Source organism: Paucibacter sp. PLA-PC-4, from assembly GCF_026241155.1.
Classification (GTDB): Bacteria; Pseudomonadota; Gammaproteobacteria; order Burkholderiales; family Burkholderiaceae_C; genus Roseateles_E.
Map to the genome: position 1 here is coordinate 114,113 of NZ_JAPFGP010000014.1, position 16,872 is coordinate 130,984.

Consider the following 16,872-nt stretch of genomic DNA (forward strand, 5'->3'; position numbering starts at 1 on the left):
GGAGCAAACACAATGGCTGACAACAACAAACCCGTCGCTGGTCACGAGAAGATCGAGACCAACAACTTTCTGATGATCGTGCTGGTGCTGCTGACCGTGCTGGTCGGTGGCGTCGTCGAGATCGTGCCGCTGTTCTTCCAGCGCTCGACCACCGAGGCCGCGCCCGGGCTCAAGCCCTATACCGCGCTGCAATTGGCCGGCCGCGACATCTATGTGCGCGAAGGCTGCTACAACTGCCACTCGCAGATGATCCGCCCCTTCCGCGCCGAGACGCTGCGCTACGGCCATTATTCGACCGCCGGCGAATTCGTCTACGACAGGCCGTTCCAGTGGGGTAGTAAGCGCACCGGACCGGATCTGCACCGCGTCGGCGGCAAGTACAACGACGAGTGGCACCGCATCCATCTGATCAATCCGCGCGACCTGGTGCCCGAGTCGAACATGCCGGCGTACCCCTGGCTGGCCACCGCGACGGTCGATCCGGCCGAGATGCCGACCAAGCTGAAGGCGCTGCGCCTACTGGGTGCACCGTACAGCGACGCCGAGATCGCCGGTGCGGCCGAGGCCGTCAAGGGCAAGACCGAGATGGACGCCGTGATCGCCTATTTGCAGGTGCTGGGCACCGCTGTCAAGTAAAGGAGAAGGCGCATGGATATCAACACCCTGAGAAGCGCGGTGACTCTGCTGCTGCTGCTGATGTTCCTGGCCATCGTGGTCTGGGTATACAGCCGAAAGCGCGACCAGCGCACCTTTGACGAGATCGCCGAGCTGCCGCTGCAAGGCGAGATGGGAGAGCCCAATGACAAGTGATTTTTTCTCTAACGGCTGGTCCATTTTTGTCGCTGCGAGCACGATCGCGGGCCTGCTGCTGTGTCTGTTCCTGCTCATTATTGCCAGCCGCCGCAAGGTGATGGCCAATGACAACAGCACCGGCCATGTCTGGGACGAGGACCTCAAGGAGCTCAACAACCCCTTGCCGCGCTGGTGGATGGGCTTGTTCGTGCTGACGGTTCTGTTCTCCGGCATCTATCTGGCCCTCTACCCGGGCCTGGGGAGTGCGGCCGGCACGCTGAAGTGGAGCAGCACTGGCCAGTACGAGGCCGAGCAGGCCAAGGCACGCACGGCGCTGGCGGCTGTCTACGCGCCTTTCAGCGCAATGCCGGTCGAGGAACTGGCCAAGAACGGCCAGGCCATGGGCATCGGCGAGCGTCTGTTTGCCAACAACTGCGCTGGCTGCCATGGCTCCGACGCCAAGGGCAGCAAGGGCTTTCCGAATCTGGCCGATAGCGACTGGCTGTATGGGGACAAGCACGAGACCATCATCGAGACCATCAGCAAGGGCCGCAACGGCGTGATGCCACCGATGGCTGCGGCGCTGGGCAAGCCCGAGGACGTGCGCAACGTGGCCAACTATGTGCTGAGCCTGTCGGGCAGCGCGCACAACTCGATTGCGGCACAGCTCGGTCGCAGCAAGTTCGGTGTCTGCGCGGCCTGCCATGGCATGGACGGCAAAGGCAACCAGGCTCTCGGTGCCCCCAATCTGACCGACAAGATCTGGCTGCACGGTTGGGGTGAAGACGCCATTGTGGCCATCATCAACAACGGCAAGAACAATATGATGCCGGCCCATGGCGAGCGGCTCAGCCCCGAGCAGGTCCGCGTGCTGGCCGCCTATGTCTGGGGCCTGTCGCGGTCCTCGACGGCCGTTGCTGTCAAGTAATCGTCTGCAGCCCCGATGGACAGCCCCCCGCGCAAGGTCATCCCTCTGGTGGCGGCCGACGATGCCGCCACCGAGATGGTGTCGCTCTACCAGGCCCAGCAGAAAATCTACTCCCGGGCCGTCAGCGGCTGGTTCGCCACCTGGCGCTGGGTACTGGTGTGGGCGACGCAGCTGCTGTTCTATGGCCTGCCCTGGCTGGACTGGGGTAGTCGCCAGGCGGTGTTGTTCGACCTCGAATCGAGGCGTTTCTACATCCTAGGCCTGGTCCTGTATCCGCAGGACTTCATCTACCTGACCGGGCTGCTGCTCATCTCGGCCTATGCGCTGTTCCTGTTCACCGCTGTAGCGGGGCGGCTGTGGTGCGGTTTCGCCTGTCCGCAGACGGTCTATACCGAAATCTTCATGTGGGTGGAGCACAAGTTCGAGGGTGACCGCGCCAAACGCATGAAGCTCGACGCCGCACCCTGGGGCCCCGAGAAACTGCTGCGCAAGGGTGGCAAGCAGACGGCCTGGATCGCCATCGGGCTGTGGACCGGCTTCACCTTTGTCGGCTACTTCACGCCGATCAAGGTGCTCAGCCAGGAGGTCATGACCCTGGGCCTGGGTCCCTGGGAATGGTTTTGGATCCTCTTCTACGGTTTTGCGACCTATGGCAATGCGGGCTATATGCGCGAGCAGGTCTGCAAATACATGTGTCCTTATGCGCGCTTCCAGAGCGCGATGTTCGACAAGGACACGCTGATCATCAGCTACGACGCCGAACGCGGCGAGCCGCGCGGCTCGCGCAGCAAGAAGGCCGATCCGGCCGCGCTGGGCCTGGGTTCGTGCATCGACTGCACCCTGTGCGTGCAGGTCTGCCCGACCGGCATCGACATCCGCAAGGGTCTGCAGTACGAGTGCATAGGCTGTGCCGCCTGCATCGACGTCTGCGACAGCGTGATGGACAAGATGAGCTATCCGCGCGGCCTGATCCGTTACGACACCGAGAACGGCCTGTCTCAGCATCTGAGCCGCAGCGAAAGGCTGCTGCGCATCTTCCGACCTCGGGTATTGATCTACGGCGCTGTGCTGCTGCTGATTACTGCCGGCCTGTTCACCAGTCTGGCGCTGCGCGCGCCTTTCAAGGTCGATGTGGTGCGCGATCGCGGCGCGCTGGCGCGCCTGGTCGACGACGGCTTCATCGAGAACGTCTACCGGCTGCAGATCATGAATACCACCGAGGCCGTGCAGCACTACCGCATCGCGGCCGCGGGCCTGCCCGGGCTTGCCACCGCACAGCCGGTGCTGCTGGAGGTCGGGCCTGCCGAGGCGCGGTGGGTCTCTGTGGCTCTGCGGTTGCCGCCGCAGAGCGCGGCTCAGGCCGGCAGCGGCGCCCATGAGATCCGTTTCGCCATCGAGCGCGAGGCCGGGACAGACGAGCATCCCGCCTATACCTTGAGCGAGAAGTCAACCTTTGTCGTGCCGCGCTGAGCGTGGCGGCATCCTGCAGGAGCAAACATGAGTCAACCGCAAGCAAGCAACACGCCGAGCCGACCCTGGTGGCGCGAATCGATGATGTGGCTGGTGATCGGCGGCCCCAGCGTGGTGGTGGTTGCGTCCTTTGTGACGCTCGCGCTGGCCATCACCTACCCTGACCCGGTGATCGAGGTGGTGCCGGCTCAGGCCAGTGCCGGCAGTGAAGCGGCAATGAGTTCGGCACAGACACCGGCCATGAAGGCCCGCAACCATGCCGCCACCGGGGGGCGCTGATGGACGAGCCATCACGGCGCTCGCGCCTGGTCATGGCCATCCTGTGGCCTTCGTTCTTGATGGCTGGGGTGCTGGAAGTTCTGGTCTTCAGCCTGCTTGATCCGGCCGCATTGGTCGAGGCCAGTTCACTGTCCGGCACCAGCATCTACACGCTGGGCTTTCTGGGCTTCTGGATCGTGACCGGGCTGAGTTCGGCGCTGAGCCTGTGGCTGGCCGGCTTGCCGCTCGCCACAAAGGACGAGCGCTGAATCAGCAGTTGCTGCTGTTCACCAGGCGCTGCAGACCGGCCTGGTCGAGGATCTGAATCTGACGCTGCTTGACGTCCAGCAGGCCCTCCTCCTGGAACTTCGAGAAGGTGCGTGACACGGTCTCGAGCTTCAGGCCCAGGTAGCTGCCGATCTCCTCGCGCGTCATGCGCAGCACCAGGCTAGAGGCCGAGAAGCCGCGCGCCTGCAGGCGCTGGGTCAGGTTCAGCAAAAAGGCCGCGAGGCGCTCTTCCGCACGCATGCTGCCCAGCAACAGCATCACGCCATGATCGCGCACGATCTCACGGCTCATGATCTTGTGGAACTGGTGCTGCAGATCGGTGAACTCGCGCGACAACTCCTCTAGCTGCTCGTAGGGGATCACGCAGACCTGGGAGTCCTCCAGCGCCACCGCATCGCAGCTGTGTCGGTCATTGCTGATGCCGTCCAGCCCCAGCAACTCGCCGGCCATCTGGAAGCCGGTCACCTGGTCGCGGCCGTCCTCAGAGGACACGCAGGTCTTGAAGAAGCCGGTGCGCACCGCATAGAGTGACTGGAAGGCGTCGCCGGTGCGGAACAAGGTGTCGCCGCGCGCCACCTGGCGGCGCGTGGCCACCAGGCTGTCGAGCTGCTCCAGATCGGGCTTGGACAGGCCCACCGGCAGACACAGCTCGCGCAGATTGCAGCTGGAGCAGGCGACCTTGAAGGGCTCGATCTTGATGGCGGGTGCGGTACTCATGCCACGCATTATGGTCTGCCCGGGGCAGCCGGAGTCCTTGCCGGTGTCCGGGGTGGGCGCAGAGTGGAGGGGAGTCAGCATGATGTTCCTCAAGGTTGCCGTGATTGTTGTCGGGGCCATGCGCAGCAAGCTTGATGCAGGTCAATCGCCCGCCAGCTAGGCTTGGCACAGTGGCGGACATGCCAAACAGCACCACCGCCACAACACTCGGAATCAGCGAAGAACTGCTGCGTCGCTACGACGTGGCCGGCCCTCGCTACACCTCCTACCCGACCGCCGACCGCTTCGTCGAGGCTTTCACGGTCACGCAGTACGAACAGGCGCTGGCCCAGCGCGCCGGCGGCTCGCTGGTCGGCGGCGGCACGCCGCTGTCGGTCTATGTTCATGTGCCGTTTTGCGAATCGGTCTGCTACTACTGCGCCTGTAACAAGGTCATCACCCGCCATCATGAGCGGGCCGGCGAGTATCTGCAGGCCCTGAACACCGAGATGGACCTGACGCTGGCCCATCTGGGTCGTGCACAGACCGTGTCGCAGCTGCATCTGGGTGGTGGCTCGCCGACCTTTCTGAGCGATGCCGAGCTGAGTCAGTTGATGCTGGATCTGCACAGCCGCTTCAAGTTGGCGGCGGGCGCCGAGATCTCGATCGAGGTGGATCCGCGCACCGTCACCGAGCAGCGCCTGACGCATCTGCGCAGCCTGGGCTTCAATCGGCTGAGCTTCGGAGTACAGGACTTCGATCCCGAGGTGCAGAAGGCGGTGCACCGCATTCAGAGCTTTGACAGCGTGGCCAGTCTGATGAGCCAGGCCCGCGCGCTGGGCTTCGAGTCGACCAATGTCGACCTGATCTACGGCCTGCCGCTGCAGACCCCTGAATCGTTTGCCCGCACCGTTGCCCAGGTCGCGGCGCTGCGGCCTGACCGCATCGCGCTCTATGGCTATGCCCATCTGCCGCAGCGCTTCAAGCCGCAGCGTCGGATCGACATCACCCAGCTGCCACCGGCCGCTGACAAGCTGCACATGCTTTCGGGAGCGATCGGCGGTTTCATTGCCAAGGGCTACAGCTATATCGGCATGGACCATTTCGCCTTGCCGACCGACTCACTGGCGGTGGCCAAGCGCCAGGGGCGCTTGCACCGCAACTTCCAGGGCTACAGCACCCAGGCCGACTGCGATCTGATCGGCCTGGGCGTCTCGGCCATTGGCCGGGTCGGTGCCACCTACAGCCAGAACGCCAAAACTCTGCCCGAGTATTACGACTCACTGCGCCAGGGCCAGTTGCCGGTAGTGCGCGGCCTGGCGCTGACGCGCGACGACCTGCTGCGCCGCGCGATGATCATGGCACTGATGTGCCAGGGCCGGGTCGAGTTCGAGTCGATCGAGCTGGCCCATTTGATCAAGGTGCGCGAGTACTTCCGGCCCGAGCTGGAACAGCTGGCCCCGCTGCAACAGGCTGGTATGGTCACGATCACGCCGGATGCGATCGAGGTCACGGCGCTGGGCTGGTATTTTGTGCGGGCCGTCGCCATGGTGTTCGATCGTTATCTGCAGGCCGATCGCACAAGAGAGCGCTTTTCTAAGATCATCTGAGCATGGATGCAGCTCTTGCCGGCTCGGCCCTGCTGATGGGCCTGGCCGGTTCCCCCCATTGCCTGGCGATGTGCGGCGCGGCCTGCGCCGGCCTGAGCGGCGGCGCGCCGCGCGCTATGGTCTCGTTTCAGCTCGGGCGCTGGCTCAGCTATGCGGCCGGCGGTGCGCTGGCGGCCGCCAGCGTCGGCTGGGCCGCGCAGCTGGGCCAGGCCACGGCGGTGCTGCGACCGCTGTGGGTGATGGTGCATATGGCGGCGCTGGGTCTGGGTCTTTATCTGTTGTGGCGCGGGCGCCAGCCGGCCTGGCTGGAGAACCTCGGCCAGCGGGCTTCGCGCGAGGCCAGCGTCTCGCTGGTGGGTCTGCGGCACGGCCAGGCCGTCTTGGGAGGGGCCCGACCCACCCGCGCGCTGCTGGGCGGCCTTGCCTGGTTGGCCTGGCCCTGCGGCCTGCTGCAGTCGGCCCTGGTGGTGGCGGCGCTGGCCTCGGGGCCGGCGCAGGGGGCGCTGGTGATGACGGCATTCGCCGCCGGCTCCGGCCTGGGCCTCGTGCTGGGGCCGGCGCTGCTGCGCCGCCTGTTCGGGGGCGGGGAGGGCGGTCTGGTCTGGGCCATCCGGCTGGCCGGGCTGGGTCTGGCGATGGCCTCGGTTTTCGCGCTGAGCCATGGGGTCTGGGTGCAGATAGCCGACTGGTGCGGACGCACTTTTTGAGTCCAACACTTATATAAGACTTGAGCCCCTACCCGGGCTTGACGGCATAGAATCGGCGCCTCAGTCGTTTCACCCCTTGCGCTTTGCGCGGAGCAGACCACACATGTATCAACACATCAAGGTGCCCGAGGGCGGGCAGAAGATCACCGTCAACGCCGACTTCTCCCTGAATGTGCCCGATCAGCCGATCATTCCCTTCATCGAGGGCGATGGCACCGGTTTTGACATCACGCCGGTGATGGTCAAGGTGGTCGATGCCGCGGTGGCCAAGGCCTATGCCGGCAAGAAAAAGATCCACTGGATGGAGATCTATGCCGGCGAGAAGGCTACCAAGGTCTACGGCCCCGACGTCTGGCTGCCGGCCGAAACGCTGGAGGTGTTGCGCGAGTATGTGGTCTCGATCAAGGGCCCGCTGACCACGCCGGTCGGCGGCGGCATTCGTTCGCTGAACGTCGCGCTGCGCCAGGAGCTGGACCTGTATGTCTGCCTGCGCCCGGTCCAGTATTTCAAGGGTGTGCCTTCGCCGCTGAAGGAGCCCGAGAAGACCCATATGGTGATCTTCCGCGAGAACTCGGAAGACATTTATGCCGGCATCGAGTACGAAGCCGAGAGCGACAAGGCCAAGAAGCTGATCAAGTTCCTGCAAGAGGAGATGGGCGTCAAGAAGATACGCTTTCCCAATACCTCGGGCATCGGCATCAAGCCGGTCTCGCGCGAGGGCACCGAGCGCCTGGTGCGCAAGGCCATTCAGTACGCGATCGATAACGACAAGCCCAGCGTCACCATCGTGCACAAGGGAAATATCATGAAGTACACCGAGGGTGGCTTCCGTGACTGGGCCTACAGCCTGGCGCAAAAAGAATTCGGCGCGGAACTGATCGACGGCGGCCCCTGGTGCAGGTTCAAGAGCCCGAAGAGCGGCAAGGACATCACGATCAAGGATTCGATCGCGGACGCCTTCTTGCAGCAGATCCTGCTGCGTCCGGCCGAGTATTCGGTGGTCGCGACGCTGAACCTCAACGGCGACTACATCTCCGACGCGCTGGCCGCCCAGGTCGGCGGCATTGGCATCGCGCCCGGCGCCAATATGTCGGACTCGGTGGCGTGCTTCGAAGCCACCCATGGCACCGCGCCGAAGTATGCGGGCAAGGACTATGTGAACCCGGGCAGCGAAATCCTGTCGGCCGAGATGATGCTGCGCCATATGGGCTGGACGGCGGCGGCCGACCTGATCATCAGCTCGCTGGAGAAGGCCATCGCCAGCAAAAAAGTCACCTACGACTTCGCCCGCCTGATGGACGGCGCGACCCAGGTGTCCTGCTCGGGCTTCGGCCAGGTCATGATCGACCAGATGTGATTCCCTTCATCCGGCACCTCCCGGTGCCGGATGAGCGTGGCCGAGGCCGCAGCCAACGCCGCAGTCAGTGCCGCATCAGGCGGCGCGAAGCGCTTGGCTTTCCTGCATCAGCTCGGCCTCGTCCAGCGGGCGGATGTTCTGTGCCAGCTGCCCCTTGGGACCTTGCACCAGATCAAAGCTGACCCGGCCACCCTGACGCAGCGTGCGAAAGCCCTCCATCTGGATGGCCGAGAAATGCGCGAATACATCTTCGCCGCCCGCCTCCGGTTCAAGAAAGCCGAAGCCCTTGGCGTCGTTGAACCATTTCACCGTTCCTACTGCCATAACCGTCTCCACCCCACTGGTTTTTGTACCGGCAGGATTCTCAAAGCGGGGTCCATCGGCTGTCAATTCGGGGCCTGCCCGGGGGGTAGTTGTACGGAGAGGGTGCGCTGGGGCGTTGAAAAGGCGCGTAGCTCGCCCCCATATTCCAGGCTGCTTGTGGAATGCTTGACGGAAGATCCCCTTGCAGCGGCGCGCTCCGGCCCCACTCTATAGAATCAGCCCATGCCCGATCTACCCAACAAGCCCCCCGAACCGCCGGTGAATACCCCGGGCGTCGGGCCCGGCCGCGACGATGCGGACGGCACCACCACGCTGGAGCGGGTGACGCAGAAAACCGAGCCGCCGCGCCTGTACCAGGTGCTGCTGCTCAATGATGATTTCACGCCCATGGAGTTTGTCGTCATGGTGCTACAAGAGTTTTTTCGCCATGACTTGGATACTGCAACCCAAATCATGCTGAAAATTCACCATGAGGGCCGGGGCGTTTGCGGTGTTTTCACCAAGGACGTGGCGGCCACCAAGGTTGAGTTGGTGCTGGCCGCCGCAAGGCGAGCCGGCCATCCCCTGCAGTGCATTATGGAGGCCGCATGATTGCGCAAGAGCTTGAAGTCAGCCTGCACATGGCGTTTGTCGAAGCGCGTCAGCAGCGTCACGAATTCATCACCGTCGAACACCTGCTGATGGCCCTGCTGGACAACCCGTCCGCAGCCGAGGTGCTGCGGGCCTGTTCGGCCAATATCGATGATTTGCGCAAGAGCCTGGCGCAGTTCATCAAGGAAAACACGCCCACAGTGGGCGGCAGCGAGGAAGTGGATACGCAGCCGACGCTGGGCTTTCAGCGCGTCATCCAGCGCGCCATCATGCATGTGCAGTCCACCGGCAGCGGCAAGAAGGAAGTCACCGGTGCGAATGTGCTGGTCGCGATCTTCGGCGAAAAGGACTCGCATGCCGTCTACTACCTGCACCAGCAAGGCGTGACCCGGCTGGACGTCGTCAACTACATCGCCCACGGCATCAAGAAGAGCGAGCCGCCCGAGCCTGCGAAGGGCCAGGAAGGCAGCGGGGGCGGTGAGAGCGAGCGCGAAGAGGCCGATGCGCAGGGCGGCGGCAAGGGCTCGCCCTTGGAGCAGTTCACGCAAAACCTCAACCAGCTGGCCAAGGACGGCAAGATTGATCCGCTGATCGGCCGCGAGCACGAGGTCGAGCGCGTCGTGCAGATCCTGTGCCGCCGGCGCAAGAACAATCCGCTGCTGGTCGGCGAGGCCGGTGTCGGCAAGACCGCTATTGCCGAGGGCCTGGCCTGGCGCATCACCGAAGGCGATGTGCCCGAGGTGCTGTCCGACAGCGTGGTCTATTCGCTGGACATGGGCGCGCTGCTGGCTGGCACCAAGTACCGCGGCGACTTCGAGCAGCGCCTGAAGGCGGTGCTCAAGCAGCTCAAGGACCAGCCCAATGCGGTGCTCTTCATCGACGAAATCCACACCCTGATCGGTGCCGGTGCGGCCTCTGGCGGCACGCTTGACGCGAGCAATCTGCTCAAGCCTGCTTTGTCCTCCGGCGCGATGAAGTGCATAGGTGCGACCACCTTCAGCGAGTACCGCGGCATCTTCGAGAAGGACGCGGCGCTTTCAAGGCGCTTCCAAAAGGTCGACGTGGTCGAACCCTCGGTCGAGCAAACCGTCGAGATCCTGAAGGGTCTGAAGTCGCGCTTTGAGGAGCATCACAGCGTCAAGTACGCACTGGGTGCGCTGCAGGCGGCGGCCGAACTGTCGGCCAAGTACATCAATGACCGACATCTGCCGGACAAGGCCATCGATGTGATCGACGAGGCTGGAGCCGCGCAGCGCATCCTGCCCAAGAGCAAGCAAAAGAAGACCATCACCCGCAACGAGGTCGAGGACATCGTCGCCAAGATCGCGCGTATCCCGCCGGCCTCGGTGTCCAGCGATGACCGCGGCAAGCTCAAGAGCCTGGACCGCGACCTCAACAGCGTGGTGTTCGGCCAGGAGCCGGCTATCGATGCGCTGGCGGCCGCGATCAAGATGGCGCGTTCGGGCCTGGGCAAGCCGGACAAGCCCATCGGCAGCTTCCTTTTCAGCGGCCCCACTGGCGTCGGCAAGACCGAGGTTGCCAAGCAACTGGCGTATATCCTGGGCATCGAGCTGATCCGCTTCGATATGTCCGAATACATGGAGCGCCATGCGGTCAGTCGCCTGATCGGCGCGCCTCCGGGCTATGTCGGTTTTGATCAGGGCGGTCTGCTGACCGAGGCGATCACGAAGAAGCCGCATGCGGTGCTGCTGCTCGACGAGATCGAGAAGGCGCATCCGGATGTCTTCAATGTGCTGCTGCAGGTGATGGACCATGGCTCGCTGACCGACAACAACGGACGCAAGGCCGACTTCCGCAACATCATCATCATCATGACGACCAATGCGGGCGCCGAGACGATGAACAAGTCGACGATAGGCTTCACCAATTCGCGTGAGCAGGGCGACGAGATGGCCGATATCAAGCGCCTGTTCACGCCCGAGTTCCGCAACCGTTTGGATGCCATCGTGTCCTTCCGCGCGCTGGACGAGGAGATCATCCTGCGCGTGGTCGACAAGTTCTTGCTGCAGCTGGAAAGCCAGTTGCAGGAGAAGAAGGTCGAGGTCACCTTCAGCGATGCGCTGCGCAAGCACCTGGGGAAGAAGGGCTTCGATCCGCTGATGGGTGCGCGGCCGATGCAGCGCCTGATCCAGGACACGATTCGCCGCGCCTTGGCCGACGAGTTGCTGTTCGGCCGTCTTGTCGACGGCGGACGTCTGGGCGTCGACGTGGACGAGGCGGGCGCGGTGCAGCTGGATATCCAGCCGCTCAAGCGTGCCAGCGATAACAAGCCCAAGGCCGAGCCGGCGACGGCCAGCTGAGCACAAGAGGCCCCTCGGGGCCTTTTTTACGGGGCTGGGTCTTGCCTGAAGTAGGTGGCCAGTAGGTCATACAGCGCCGGCTGCTCCCACTTCAGCTCGGCCGGTGCGACAAAGAAGGCTTCGGCCGCGACGGCGAAGAACTCTTCCGGACTCTCTGCGCCGTAGGGATCGATCAGGGTCTGCGCTCCAGCATCGACCTGATCGCAGAACCATTGCCACTCGGCCTCGATCACCTCAAGCCAGCGTTCGCGCTCGGCCACTGAGTCCAGCGGCGGCACACCATCTGCGAGGCCGTCACCCATGTCCAGGACATGAGCGAACTCATGGATGACGACGTTGTAGATGCTGTCTGGCTCTGCGGAGGCGGGGTCACCACTGTCGACCTCGCTCCATGCCAGCATCAAGGGCCCGCCCTCCATTGCCTCGCCGGCCAGCACCTCCTCGTAGTGGTGGACCACACCGTCCTCGTCGACGAATTCGCGCTGCGCAACCACCTCGCCGGCATGCATCACGATGCCGACAAAGCCGTCGTAGGCCGCCAGTCCCAGGCGCAGCACCGGCAGGCAGGCCTGGGCCGCGACGGCCAGCGCGACCTCGTCCGTAACCTGGAAGCCGTCGACGCCATGGAATTCCTTGGTGGACAGAAACAGCGAACACAGGCGCCGCAGCTCAGTCAGTTCCTCGCTTGAGCGGGTGGCGATGAAGGGGTAGCGCAGCAGCGTCAAGCGCCACAGGGGCTCGGGGATGGCGTAGTCGCGCAGCGTCTGCGCCTCCCGCCTGGCCTGCCAGGCCGACCACAGGCGACCCAGCATCAGAGCGAAGCGATGCGCCGCAAGCCCTGGGCGTCCAGGCGCAGGACATCGGCGCGCGGGAGTTGGGCCTCCATGTCCCAATCGGACAGCACCCAGCGCCTCAGGTCTTCGCCCAGGTCATGAACGGCGGGACGGTGCGTGTGACCATGCAGCAAGACCTGGCACTGGGCCTGCCGCAGCCAGTCACGGCAGGCGGCTGCATCGAGGTCGGACCAGACTTGCGGGCTTTGCTGGCGTTTGTTCAGCTCGCTGGCTTCGCGCATTTGGCGCGCGATCGCGCGTCGCTGCAGCAGCGGTTGGGACAGGAATTCACGCTGCCAGTCCGCTCCGCGGACCTGGGCGCGAAAGCGTTGGTAGTTGTGGTCGTCCAGACACAGCGCGTCGCCATGGCTGAGCAGGATGCGCTGGCCGAAAGCCTCGAGTGCGACCGGGTCGGGCAGCAACTGCAGACCTGCGTCCTGCGCCATCGCCTCGCCGAGCAGGAAGTCGCGGTTGCCGGCCATGAAGAAGAGCCGACGTTTCCGGCCGGCGCGTTGCAGCAAGGCCGTGCACTCGGCTTCGAAACCTTCGAAGCGGGCATCGTCGCCGATCCAGACCTCGAAGATATCGCCGAGCAAGAACACCGCCTGTGCCGGCGTGTGCTCCAGGTGCTGCTCAAGCGCCGCCAGCGTCAGCGGCGTGGCGGGCGCTAGATGCAGGTCCGACAGAAAGTCGATCACGCCCCACTCGGCAGGCGCGATCAGGGTCGGGGCGTCGATATCAGGCGATTTCAACCGCGCGCTCGATCACCACATCTTCCAGCGGCACATCGTCATGAAAACCGCTGCGGCCGGTCTTGACCTTCTCGATGGCATCGACGACTTCCTTGCCTTCGATCACCTTGCCGAACACGGCATAGCCCCAGCCCGATGGTGTCTCGGACTTGAAGTTCAAGAACCCGTTGTTGGTCGTGTTGATGAAGAATTGGCTGGAAGCCGAGTGCGGGGCATTGGTACGGGCCATGGCCAGCGTGTAATGCTCGTTGGTCAGGCCGTTGTTGGCCTCGTTCTGGATCGTTGCGTCGGTGGGCTTTTGTTTCATGCCGGGCTCCATGCCGCCGCCCTGGATCATGAAGCCCTTGATGACGCGGTGAAACACCGTGCCGTCGTAATGGCCCTTGCGCACGTAGCTCAGGAAGTTTTCGACGCTCAGCGGTGCCTTGGCATCGTCGAGTTCGACCTTGATCAGGCCGTGATTGGTATGCAGTTCAACGATCTTGCTCATTTCTTGGGCTCCACAATGGCCTTGGTGATGATCACGGGTGCAACAGGCAGGTTTTGGTGCATGCCTTGGTTGCCCGTGGGTTTGATACGAATCTTGTCGACGATGTCCATGCCCTCGACAACACGGCCGAACACCGCGTAGCCCTTGCCGTCGCGTGCGTTGGCGGCGTCCAGGAAGGGGTTGTCAACGACATTGATGAAGAACTGGGCGGTGGCGGAGTTGGGGTCGCCGGTGCGGGCCATGGCCAGCGTGCCTCGCACATTATTCAGGCCGTTGCCGGCTTCCAGAGGGATCGGCGGACGTGTCGGCTTTTGCTCCATCTTCGGTGTGAAGCCGCCGCCCTGGATCATGAAGCCCTCGATCACGCGATGGAAGATCGTGCCGTTGTAATGCCCGGCTTTCACATACTTGACGAAGTTGTCGACGGACTTGGGCGCCTTCTGGGCATCCAGCTCGATGCGGATATCGCCCTCGGTCGTGCTCAGCTTGACTGTCTGAGCCGAGGCCGGAGCGGCGGCCAGCAGCGTCAGTAGGCCCAGCACAGGGAGGAAGGAGTGTTTTTGCATGAACATGTTTGCGAGCTGAAAAACGCGAGAGCGCTATTGTTACCCAGGCCGTCAGCGCGTCGCCGCTGCCGGGGCCAGGCTCTGCAAGCGGCTGCGCTTTAGTTGCAGGGCACTGGTGTCGCCGCTGCCATGCTTGAGCGCCAGCCCGTAAGCCCGGGCCGCCATGCGCAGCAGCACGTCGCCGAGGTTCTCCTGGGCCTGGGCGTGCTCGGGCTGCAGCCGCACCGCCTGTTCCAGCGCGGCATGAGCCATATCCAGCTCACCCCGGGCGGCATAGAGCACGGCCAGGTTGTTGAACGGGTCGGCCAGGTCGGGGTAGTCCTGTGTCAGGGCCAGCAGACCGGCCTCGGCCTGGCTGGCTTGTCCCAGTTCCATCTGCATCACCGCCTGGGCAAAGCGCAGCTTGGCGTCATTGGGGTTGAGCAGCAGCGCGGCCTGCACGGTCTGCAGTGCCTGGGTTTTCTGACCTTGCAGCCACAGGGCCTGCGCCGCGTCGAAATCCTGCGCCCCAGCAGGCAGCGCGCACAGCCACGCGGCCGTCAGCAGGGCTGCAAGGCGCAGCCTGTGGGGACGGGAAAAGAGACGCAAGCTGGCAGCAGGACTGTGCATAAGTTCTTGGGCGCTGAGCCCGGGGCCTGGGCGCCGCCGAATAGCGAGCCGCTATACTGGCCGATTCTACGGGGCCCACCGCTGCGCGCTTGATGCGATCTCGAAGTGCCTGATTTCGAAGTCCCAATCGCTACAGTGCGTCCGCAGCCCAACCCTGAGCTCGCCGCCGATTCACGACCGACGCTGGCAAATCAAGATCCCATGTCCCTGCGCATCTACAACTCGCTGACCCGCAAGGTCGAGCCCTTCAGCCCTATCGATCCTGGCCATGTGCGCATGTATGTGTGCGGCATGACGATTTACGACCTCTGTCATGTCGGCCATGCCCGCATGATGATGGCTTTCGATGTGGTGCAGCGCTGGCTCAAGGCCTCGGGTTTCAAGGTGACCTATGTGCGCAACATCACCGACATTGAGGACAAAATCATCAGGCGTGCGGTTGAGCGGGGCATCAGCATCCGCGAGCTGACCGACGAGATGATTGCCGCGATGCGCCGGGATATCGGCGCTCTGGGCGTCGAGACGCCCACGCATGAGCCGCGTGCCACCGACTACGTGGGCCAGATGCTGGACCTGATCGGCACCTTGGAAAACAAGGGCCTGGCCTACCGCGCGAGCAATGGCGATGTGAACTACGCGGTGCGAAAGTTTCCCGGCTACGGCAAGCTGTCCGGCAAGTCGCTGGATGATTTGCGTGCCGGCGAGCGCGTCGCCGTCGATGACGGCAAGCTCGACCCGCTTGACTTCGTGCTCTGGAAGGCCTCCAAGGACAGCGAGCCCGAGGATGCCAAGTACTCGGGCCCTTACGGCCCCGGCCGCCCCGGCTGGCATATCGAATGCTCGGCCATGGCTTGCGCGCTGCTGGGCGAGCATTTCGACATCCACGGCGGCGGGCAGGATCTGCAGTTCCCCCACCATGAGAACGAGATCGCGCAGAGCGAAGGCGCCAGCGGTGGTAAGCCTTTCGTCAATGTCTGGATGCACAACGGCTTCCTGAATGTCGACAACGAGAAGATGTCCAAGAGCCTGGGCAACTTCTTCACAATCCAGGATGTGCTCAAGCGCTACGATGGCGAGACGCTGCGCTACTTCATGCTGCGCACCCATTACCGCAGTCCGTTCAATTTTAGCGATGCCAATCTGGACGATGCGCGCAGTGCGCTGCGCCGGCTCTATACGGCGCTGGATGGCCTCGAGGTTGAGGCCGGCGAGATTGACTGGACACAGCCGCAGGCGGCCGCTTTCCGGGTCGCGATGGATGACGACTTCAATGCCCCGGGCGCGGTGGCCCAGCTCTTCGAGTTGGCCGCCAGCCTGAACCGCAGCCGTTCGCTGGATGAAGCTCGTTTGCTGAAGAGCCTGGGGGCCGTGCTCGGGATTTTGCAGCAGCCGCCGCGCCAGTATCTGCAGGCCGGCAGCGGCTTGGACGAGGCCGCGATCCAGGCACAAATCGAAGCCCGTGCGGCCGCGAAGGCGGCACGCAACTTCGCCGAGGCCGACCGCATCCGCCAAGAACTGCTGGCCGCCGGCATTGTCTTGCAGGACTCGCCCCAGGGCACCACGTGGATGAAGGCCTGAGGTGGGACGTACTGCAGCGGGGGTGACCCCGGACTACTGGGACGAGGCTTGTCGCCATCTGGCCAAGCGCGACCGCGTGATGAAGAAACTCATCCCGCAGTTCGGCGAGGCGCGGCTGCAGGTGCGTGGCGATGCGTTCACGACCCTGGCGCGCTCCATCGTCGGCCAGCAGATCTCGGTCAAGTCCGCGCAGGCGGCCTGGGAAAAATTCGCCGCGCTGATCAGCATGCCGACCGCTCGCGTGATCCAGCCCGCCGCTGTGCTGGCGCTGCCGGTAGTTGATCTGCGAGCGGCCGGCCTCTCGGCCCGCAAGGTCGAGTACCTCAGCGATCTGGCCCAGCATTTTGAGGCGGGTCGCGTGCATGTGCGTCAATGGACGCAGATGGACGACGAAGCCATCATCGAGGAACTGGTGGCTATCCGTGGCATCAGCCGTTGGACGGCCGAGATGTTTCTGATCTTCCACCTGATGCGGCCCAATGTGATGCCGCTGGACGACCCCGGTCTGCTCAAGGGCATCAGCCAGAACTACTTCAGCGGCGAGCCGGTATCGCGCGCGGAGGGACGTGAGGTCGGGGAGGCCTGGGCCCCTTACCGCTCGGTAGCCACATGGTACATTTGGCGCAGCCTTGATCCGCTCCCGGTGGAGCCCTGACCCTGGTATCTCGGCCCGCATCTACCGATCGCGGGCCGTCATCTCTG

The 16,872-nt window shown here is 64.0% G+C and carries 20 protein-coding genes; 13 read left to right on the forward strand and 7 right to left on the reverse strand.

What is annotated here, in order from left to right; translation table 11 throughout:
* The first annotated feature begins 12 nt into the window (after positions 1-12).
* From ccoO to OOZ63_RS20535, 6 genes are read left to right on the forward strand one after another with little or no spacing between them, the layout of a single operon-like run.
* The gene (gene ccoO / locus OOZ63_RS20510; RefSeq protein ID WP_266007467.1) at positions 13-636 is read left to right on the forward strand and encodes a cytochrome-c oxidase, cbb3-type subunit II; all 624 of its coding nucleotides are present in this window, start codon (positions 13-15) and stop codon (positions 634-636) included.
* A 12-nt stretch (positions 637-648) separates the two neighbouring features.
* On the forward strand, positions 649-810 hold the full coding sequence (locus OOZ63_RS20515; protein ID WP_266007468.1) for a cbb3-type cytochrome oxidase subunit 3: 162 nt from the start codon (positions 649-651) through the stop codon (positions 808-810).
* Positions 800-1,720, forward strand: a complete 921-nt coding sequence (ccoP, locus tag OOZ63_RS20520) for a cytochrome-c oxidase, cbb3-type subunit III (RefSeq protein WP_266007469.1) — start codon at positions 800-802, stop codon at positions 1,718-1,720. The genes OOZ63_RS20515 and ccoP overlap by 11 nt, the downstream gene beginning before the upstream one ends.
* Positions 1,721-1,735: 15 nt before the next feature.
* The gene (gene ccoG / locus OOZ63_RS20525) at positions 1,736-3,190 is read left to right on the forward strand and encodes a cytochrome c oxidase accessory protein CcoG (RefSeq protein ID WP_266007470.1); all 1,455 of its coding nucleotides are present in this window, start codon (positions 1,736-1,738) and stop codon (positions 3,188-3,190) included.
* 27 nt (positions 3,191-3,217) lie between these two features.
* Positions 3,218-3,469: a hypothetical protein gene (locus OOZ63_RS20530; RefSeq protein WP_266007471.1), complete on the forward strand. Its 252-nt coding sequence runs from the start codon at positions 3,218-3,220 to the stop codon at positions 3,467-3,469.
* Positions 3,469-3,717: a hypothetical protein gene (locus OOZ63_RS20535; RefSeq protein ID WP_266007472.1), complete on the forward strand. Its 249-nt coding sequence runs from the start codon at positions 3,469-3,471 to the stop codon at positions 3,715-3,717. The genes OOZ63_RS20530 and OOZ63_RS20535 overlap by 1 nt, the downstream gene beginning before the upstream one ends.
* Position 3,718: 1 nt before the next feature.
* Here OOZ63_RS20535 and fnr read toward each other — a convergent pair whose 3' ends face one another.
* Complete coding sequence (gene fnr, locus OOZ63_RS20540) at positions 3,719-4,453, reverse strand: fumarate/nitrate reduction transcriptional regulator Fnr (RefSeq protein ID WP_266007473.1); 735 nt, start codon at positions 4,451-4,453, stop codon at positions 3,719-3,721.
* A gap of 179 nt (positions 4,454-4,632) precedes the next feature.
* On the opposite strand from fnr, the gene hemN reads away from it, so the two are divergent.
* The 3 genes from hemN to icd all read left to right on the forward strand — a co-directional run bounded on the left by hemN (position 4,633) and on the right by icd (position 8,106).
* Entirely contained in the window at positions 4,633-6,042 is a 1,410-nt protein-coding gene (hemN, locus tag OOZ63_RS20545) for an oxygen-independent coproporphyrinogen III oxidase (RefSeq protein WP_266007474.1), read from the forward strand.
* A 2-nt stretch (positions 6,043-6,044) separates the two neighbouring features.
* Positions 6,045-6,749: a sulfite exporter TauE/SafE family protein gene (locus tag OOZ63_RS20550; protein ID WP_266007475.1), complete on the forward strand. Its 705-nt coding sequence runs from the start codon at positions 6,045-6,047 to the stop codon at positions 6,747-6,749.
* A gap of 103 nt (positions 6,750-6,852) precedes the next feature.
* A complete protein-coding gene (icd, locus tag OOZ63_RS20555) occupies positions 6,853-8,106 on the forward strand; it encodes an NADP-dependent isocitrate dehydrogenase (RefSeq protein WP_266007476.1) in 1,254 nt (417 codons plus the stop codon).
* A gap of 75 nt (positions 8,107-8,181) precedes the next feature.
* Here the strand turns inward: icd and OOZ63_RS20560 are convergent, their stop codons facing one another.
* Positions 8,182-8,430 (reverse strand): cold-shock protein, encoded by a 249-nt coding sequence (locus tag OOZ63_RS20560; RefSeq protein ID WP_266007477.1) that lies wholly within the window; start codon positions 8,428-8,430, stop codon positions 8,182-8,184.
* A 222-nt stretch (positions 8,431-8,652) separates the two neighbouring features.
* Between OOZ63_RS20560 and clpS the strand changes: the two genes are divergently transcribed.
* Complete coding sequence (clpS, locus tag OOZ63_RS20565) at positions 8,653-9,021, forward strand: ATP-dependent Clp protease adapter ClpS (protein WP_266007478.1); 369 nt, start codon at positions 8,653-8,655, stop codon at positions 9,019-9,021.
* Positions 9,018-11,342 (forward strand): ATP-dependent Clp protease ATP-binding subunit ClpA, encoded by a 2,325-nt coding sequence (gene clpA, locus OOZ63_RS20570; protein WP_266007479.1) that lies wholly within the window; start codon positions 9,018-9,020, stop codon positions 11,340-11,342. The genes clpS and clpA overlap by 4 nt, the downstream gene beginning before the upstream one ends.
* Positions 11,343-11,368: 26 nt before the next feature.
* Here clpA and OOZ63_RS20575 read toward each other — a convergent pair whose 3' ends face one another.
* Genes OOZ63_RS20575 through OOZ63_RS20595 form a run of 5 tightly spaced genes read right to left on the reverse strand, consistent with a single transcriptional unit; the run spans position 11,369 to position 14,571 of the window.
* Complete coding sequence (locus tag OOZ63_RS20575; RefSeq protein WP_266007480.1) at positions 11,369-12,154, reverse strand: zinc-dependent peptidase; 786 nt, start codon at positions 12,152-12,154, stop codon at positions 11,369-11,371.
* Positions 12,154-12,927 (reverse strand): UDP-2,3-diacylglucosamine diphosphatase, encoded by a 774-nt coding sequence (locus OOZ63_RS20580; RefSeq protein WP_266007481.1) that lies wholly within the window; start codon positions 12,925-12,927, stop codon positions 12,154-12,156. Before OOZ63_RS20580 ends, OOZ63_RS20575 begins: the two co-directional genes overlap by 1 nt.
* Complete coding sequence (locus tag OOZ63_RS20585) at positions 12,914-13,408, reverse strand: peptidylprolyl isomerase (protein WP_137942447.1); 495 nt, start codon at positions 13,406-13,408, stop codon at positions 12,914-12,916. The genes OOZ63_RS20580 and OOZ63_RS20585 overlap by 14 nt, the downstream gene beginning before the upstream one ends.
* A gap of 5 nt (positions 13,409-13,413) precedes the next feature.
* Positions 13,414-13,989: a peptidylprolyl isomerase gene (locus tag OOZ63_RS20590; RefSeq protein WP_266007482.1), complete on the reverse strand. Its 576-nt coding sequence runs from the start codon at positions 13,987-13,989 to the stop codon at positions 13,414-13,416.
* Between the two features lie 45 nt (positions 13,990-14,034).
* Complete coding sequence (locus tag OOZ63_RS20595) at positions 14,035-14,571, reverse strand: tetratricopeptide repeat protein (RefSeq protein WP_266007483.1); 537 nt, start codon at positions 14,569-14,571, stop codon at positions 14,035-14,037.
* 222 nt (positions 14,572-14,793) lie between these two features.
* Between OOZ63_RS20595 and cysS the strand changes: the two genes are divergently transcribed.
* Both cysS and OOZ63_RS20605 read left to right on the forward strand, forming a co-directional pair.
* Positions 14,794-16,170, forward strand: a complete 1,377-nt coding sequence (gene cysS / locus OOZ63_RS20600; protein ID WP_266007484.1) for a cysteine--tRNA ligase — start codon at positions 14,794-14,796, stop codon at positions 16,168-16,170.
* A 1-nt stretch (position 16,171) separates the two neighbouring features.
* Complete coding sequence (locus OOZ63_RS20605; RefSeq protein WP_266007485.1) at positions 16,172-16,825, forward strand: DNA-3-methyladenine glycosylase family protein; 654 nt, start codon at positions 16,172-16,174, stop codon at positions 16,823-16,825.
* Positions 16,826-16,872: the final 47 nt, after the last annotated feature.